6 protein-coding genes are annotated in these 4,495 nt (G+C 43.3%); 1 reads left to right on the forward strand and 5 read right to left on the reverse strand.

Translation table 11 applies throughout. The annotated features are described in order from the left end of the window. Positions 1 to 815: 815 nt before the first annotated feature. Positions 816 to 1,046 (forward strand): hypothetical protein, encoded by a 231-nt coding sequence (locus ABYP33_RS17480; RefSeq protein WP_373092458.1) that lies wholly within the window; start codon positions 816 to 818, stop codon positions 1,044 to 1,046. Here ABYP33_RS17480 and ABYP33_RS17485 read toward each other — a convergent pair. The 5 genes from ABYP33_RS17485 to ABYP33_RS17505 all read right to left on the reverse strand — a co-directional run. After that, positions 1,020 to 1,469 carry a hypothetical protein gene (locus tag ABYP33_RS17485; protein ID WP_373092459.1) on the reverse strand — a complete coding sequence of 150 codons (450 nt, stop codon included), beginning with the start codon at positions 1,467 to 1,469 and terminating at the stop codon, positions 1,020 to 1,022. The genes ABYP33_RS17480 and ABYP33_RS17485 overlap by 27 nt on opposite strands. A 434-nt stretch (positions 1,470 to 1,903) precedes the next feature. Further along, on the reverse strand, positions 1,904 to 2,650 hold the full coding sequence (locus tag ABYP33_RS17490; RefSeq protein WP_373092461.1) for a 2-oxo acid dehydrogenase subunit E2: 747 nt from the start codon (positions 2,648 to 2,650) through the stop codon (positions 1,904 to 1,906). Then, positions 2,647 to 2,877 (reverse strand): biotin/lipoyl-containing protein, encoded by a 231-nt coding sequence (locus ABYP33_RS17495; RefSeq protein WP_373092463.1) that lies wholly within the window; start codon positions 2,875 to 2,877, stop codon positions 2,647 to 2,649. Before ABYP33_RS17495 ends, ABYP33_RS17490 begins: the two co-directional genes overlap by 4 nt. A gap of 33 nt (positions 2,878 to 2,910) precedes the next feature. After that, positions 2,911 to 3,891 (reverse strand): alpha-ketoacid dehydrogenase subunit beta, encoded by a 981-nt coding sequence (locus tag ABYP33_RS17500; protein ID WP_373092465.1) that lies wholly within the window; start codon positions 3,889 to 3,891, stop codon positions 2,911 to 2,913. Next, the coding region (locus ABYP33_RS17505) for a thiamine pyrophosphate-dependent dehydrogenase E1 component subunit alpha (RefSeq protein WP_373092466.1) at positions 3,884 to 4,495 on the reverse strand (612 nt) is incomplete at its 5' end. The genes ABYP33_RS17505 and ABYP33_RS17500, both read right to left, overlap by 8 nt.

Here is a 4,495-nt window from a genome sequence, read left to right on the forward strand (position 1 = left end):
CACAATCGATTTTCTTTTTTTGGGGCGGGCGGGGGGGGGCTGAGATAATACAACAATTGCAGGCAGCGCATGCAAAGCATGATTGATAGCGGGTAGGTGGATTCCCGCTCTCGCATTTTGCGATAATATTTTCGTAGCTTTCTTCAGCTTTACCGACGAAATCAGTGCATCCATTTTTTCAAGGAGCAGCTCCCGGCGGGTCCTTCGCTTTTTATTTTGGTATTTCGTTTTCGCAGCGGCTGATTGATGCACTATTCGAGGTAAAGCGCATGACACAGGCATTACTGCAAATTTTGGGTCATGTAGAAATTCCCCGACAAATGATATACCTAATAAAAATACTGGAACAAAGACAGCAGCACCACCTGTCGGATCAACACATCCACGCAACCAACGAAACAGTAATATTAGCCTTCAGAGCAACCAAACCAAGTAATTGAGAAACCTCAAAGCGAGTAACAACAGTCCTCAGGAATTTTATTAGCAGGAAATGAAATGATAGCCTATCTTCTCTCAATAAATGGCAGGACCTGAAAAACAGAAATCAAGTGACCAATTATTTTATTGCAAGCACAGACTAAGAAGCACACACGCAGACCAAAGCTCTGACCACTGATCGAAAGTAATTTATAGGAACCAAAGGACTACAAACCCACATCAATATGCGCGACGAGCAATACCGACCTAATCAATAAATTGAAATTAAAAGCGGCGCTAATTAGCGATACCTAATAAAACTCGTTTCTCGCTGACTTTTTGACAGAGCTGAATATCGCTGAAAACCAATAAAAATCTGTGGCGAAGATTTCAAGCTCATGAATAAGACGCCCCGCCTGCTTGCGACGCTTAAAAAATGGGATAGCGCATATTTACTTTTAACATATTTTACAAATGACTTTATCACCACAATTCACTATAGCAACCCCGGAATTTTGATGGATTCAAATCAAACAGATTTTATTTATGAAATAAGGAAAAAGGCCCCACAAGGGGGCGAAAGCAGAGGCGGAAGATACCTCTCAAAAAGGCAACAACAATGGCTCTGAAACCAAAGGGATGTCAGAAATAAATATAATATCCGCAAGGAGCACCCCACCACTCAAAAAGTAATCTACGATCCCCGCGGGGTCATCTTGCAACTGTCCAAATGCCGGAACAAGCAACTCCACTAGCGGAAGACCTACAGCCTGCGCAAGACTAAGAACAGCCCCTCCCGAACCCAGCAAGCTCGGAAGAGTATCAGTCAGCTCGCCAGCCAATATCGAGTTACCAGTCCCCTCAAGGTCCATAGAAGCAGCAACAAACCCAAGATCTGTTATTCCCTTCATTTCGGGAACGTTTAATTCAGATGGAAGAAGTACAGGCATTGGCACCCCGCCCGCGCCTGGCAATAATTGACCCAAAGCCTGCGAGGCAATACCAAAAGACGCAACCAATATTAATATCTTTGAAAACTTTAACTTATTCATTAAATTATACTCCGATGATAATTTATATTTTTTATATGCCAATTAAAAATAGCAAAAATAATATCTATCTTCAATACAATATTAAATTTATTAAGACCTATAATTTCGCAAATATTACTTTATATATCCGGCTAGAGTTTATTATTGGCTTTACTAAACTTTGAGCCTTTTACTACCACCATCAACTTTAGAATGTAAAAATTTAACTGGACAAATAAAACACTTAACTTGACGAAAATAATCGAAAATGCAACTTTCCTCAAAGCAAAAGCCTCGAAAATTTCCTTAGCTAGCCTTCCTCCGCATCCACAGAACATCACTATTCGCCAACTTCTTGTTTACACTTATACTGAAGCATTCTTTCGGATATACCTAACACTTTAATTTTATATAGCCCATAATAATAATGGAAATCAAAATTTTAAACGATAAGTTTATTTATTACACTCCAGATCATTTCCCGTGCAATATCTTGCTAATTCATCGCCAATACAAAGGCAAAAGCGAGCAGCATCTACTCCATTGATAACTCGATGGTCGTAGGAAAGAGATATTGGGAGCATTGTCCGCCAAATCAATTCTCCATCGATGTTACGCGGTTTATTATATGCCTTCGCCACCCCTAAAATAGCTACTTCTGGAGCATTAATAATTGGTGTAAAAGCAGTACCCCCTATTGATCCCAATGAACTGATTGTGAAACTACCACCAGACATTTTACCTATAGGCAAACCTTTTTCCCGGGCTAGCATGGAGGTCTGCGCAACCTCAGACGCAATCTCAACGATATCCTTTTGGTCGGCATTATGAACAACCGGGACCAACAAACCCCTAGGGGTGTCGACGGCATAACCAATATTGTAGTACTTCTTTAATATTAAATTATTACCCGTATCATCTATCGATGTATTAAATTTTGGAAAACGCTGCAACCCACTAACTGCAGCCTTCACTAAATAGGCTAATACTGTAATATTTACTCCACTATCAGCCGACAGCCTTTTCCGCTCGACATCCAACCCCGTAATATCGACTTCCTCATGATGGGTTACATGTGGAATTGACCTCCAATTGTCCGATAAGGTATTACCTACAAATTTTTGAATCCGTGAAATTTCTTGTATTTCAATATCACCCCACACTGACGAATCAAGACCGCCTTTAAAGTTCTCTTCCTTCATAAAATTTGGCCTATCACTGTACCGCATTCACACGTCTCGCCAGCTGGCTTTATTATTTTAAGCTTTCCTGACGCAGGAGCCTCTATCTCTTCTACTGATTTTTCACTTTCCAGGGTAAATAATGGGTCACCCTCCTTAATCTCAGCACCATCAACCGCCAACCACTCGCTCACAGTACCTTCATTCATTGAAAAACCAATCTTAGGTAGTAAAACATCAATACTCATAACAATCCTATACTATTGTGAAATATCGGAATTTCAATCCAATGTTCGCCGAACCGCGGCTTCAATATCAGCGTGACTATAAAGAAACGCTACTTCTAATGACTTAGAAAATGGAACGGGCGCATCTTTACTCGCGACTCGCTCTACTGGAGCTTTTAACTCCCGATAAAGAGATTCATATATCCGGGTTGAAAGTTCAGCTCCAACGCCAAAAGATTTCACCGCCTCGTGAACAACCACAGCTCGGCCCGTCTTTTTAACGGAGGTAAGCACTGTATCCATATCAAGGGGGGAAATGGTGCGAAGATCAATAACTTCGCAGCTGATGCCCTCGCCACCCAATTTATTAGCGACGGCAGTTATATCCATGACCGACCGGCTATAGCCAATCAAAGTAACATCAGCACCGCGCTTAACTATACGCGCCACACCCAAGGGGATAGAGCCCCCTCGCTGCGGGGCAGAGCCCTTAGCCCAATATCCTGGAAAATGCTCAACAAACAAAACCGGGTCTGGATCATCAATGGCCGAGCGCAATAACCCGTATCCATCTTCAGGGCTTGAGGGCATGACCACCTTCATTCCGGGTGTGTGGCAAAACCACGCTTCCAAGAAATCAGAGTGCTGCCCACCGTTTTGCATCCCAGACCCCGTCATAGTCCGAATGACCATAGGAACACTCGTTTGACCACCTGACATGAATCGTAGTTTTGCTGCATGATTTGTTATCTGATCCATGCAAACACCCACAAAATTCATGAGCATAATTTCCACCACGGGTTTCATCCCGGCGACGGCCGCACCTACCGCAGCCCCCGTAAATGCCATCTCTGAGATTGGCGTTGACCGTACCCGATTACCATACCTGGTCGAAAGCCCCTTTGTTACACCAACAATTCCACCGCCCTCAGGATCTGCGACCTCCTCTCCAAAAACTATAACCTGAGAGTCATCTTCCATAGCGTCGTGCAATGCCCAATTCAACGACTGAATCATATCGACCTGCTCACTCATCACTAACCCCCTCGGTCACGGACCCATACACATCGACTAACACCTCCTCCGGAGCGGGAAGTGGACTCTCCATTGCAAATGCTTCTGCTTCGTTAACCTCTTTAGCTATCTCTTGCTCTATAGCGAGTAACTCTTCTTCAGCGATATGACTATTTGCAAGCAAAAATTCTCGGTATTTTATAAATGGGTCATTCTCCACTGCTCGCAAATATTCCTCCTTAGGTATATAACTTCCAGAGTCTCCTATTAAGTGTCCATTAAAGCGAAAAGTCACCGCTTCGATGAGCGTTGGGCCATGACCTGCTCGAGCCCTTTCTACCGCATTGCGGCCTGCATGATATACAGCGACTGGATCATTGCCATCTACCTTAATTCCCGGTATTCCATAGCTAGCACCACGGTCCGCAATACTCTCTACAGACGTTCCTTTCGAATAGGCCGTATGTTCCGCGTATTGGTTATTTTGACACACAAAAATAACTGGCAAGTTCCATACTGCTGCTAAGTTCAATGACTCATGGAAAGCTCCGATATTTGAGGCTCCATCACCAAAGCTCGCTACGGATACACGAGATTCTCCTCTTACCTGTGAGGCAAGTGCTAA

The organism is Zhongshania sp. (assembly GCF_041584495.1).
Taxonomy (GTDB): Bacteria; Pseudomonadota; Gammaproteobacteria; order Pseudomonadales; family Spongiibacteraceae; genus Spongiibacter.

Excerpts from the sequence above, each read along its gene's own strand:
- ABYP33_RS17480 (WP_373092458.1), top strand. The coding sequence starts at position 816 with ATGAATAAGACGCCCCGCCTGCTTGCGACGCTTAAAAAATGGGATAGC.
- ABYP33_RS17485 (WP_373092459.1), bottom strand. The coding sequence starts at position 1,469 with ATGAATAAGTTAAAGTTTTCAAAGATATTAATATTGGTTGCGTCTTTT.
- ABYP33_RS17490 (WP_373092461.1), bottom strand. The coding sequence starts at position 2,650 with ATGAAGGAAGAGAACTTTAAAGGCGGTCTTGATTCGTCAGTGTGGGGT.
- ABYP33_RS17495 (WP_373092463.1), bottom strand. The coding sequence starts at position 2,877 with ATGAGTATTGATGTTTTACTACCTAAGATTGGTTTTTCAATGAATGAA.
- ABYP33_RS17500 (WP_373092465.1), bottom strand. The coding sequence starts at position 3,891 with ATGAGTGAGCAGGTCGATATGATTCAGTCGTTGAATTGGGCATTGCAC.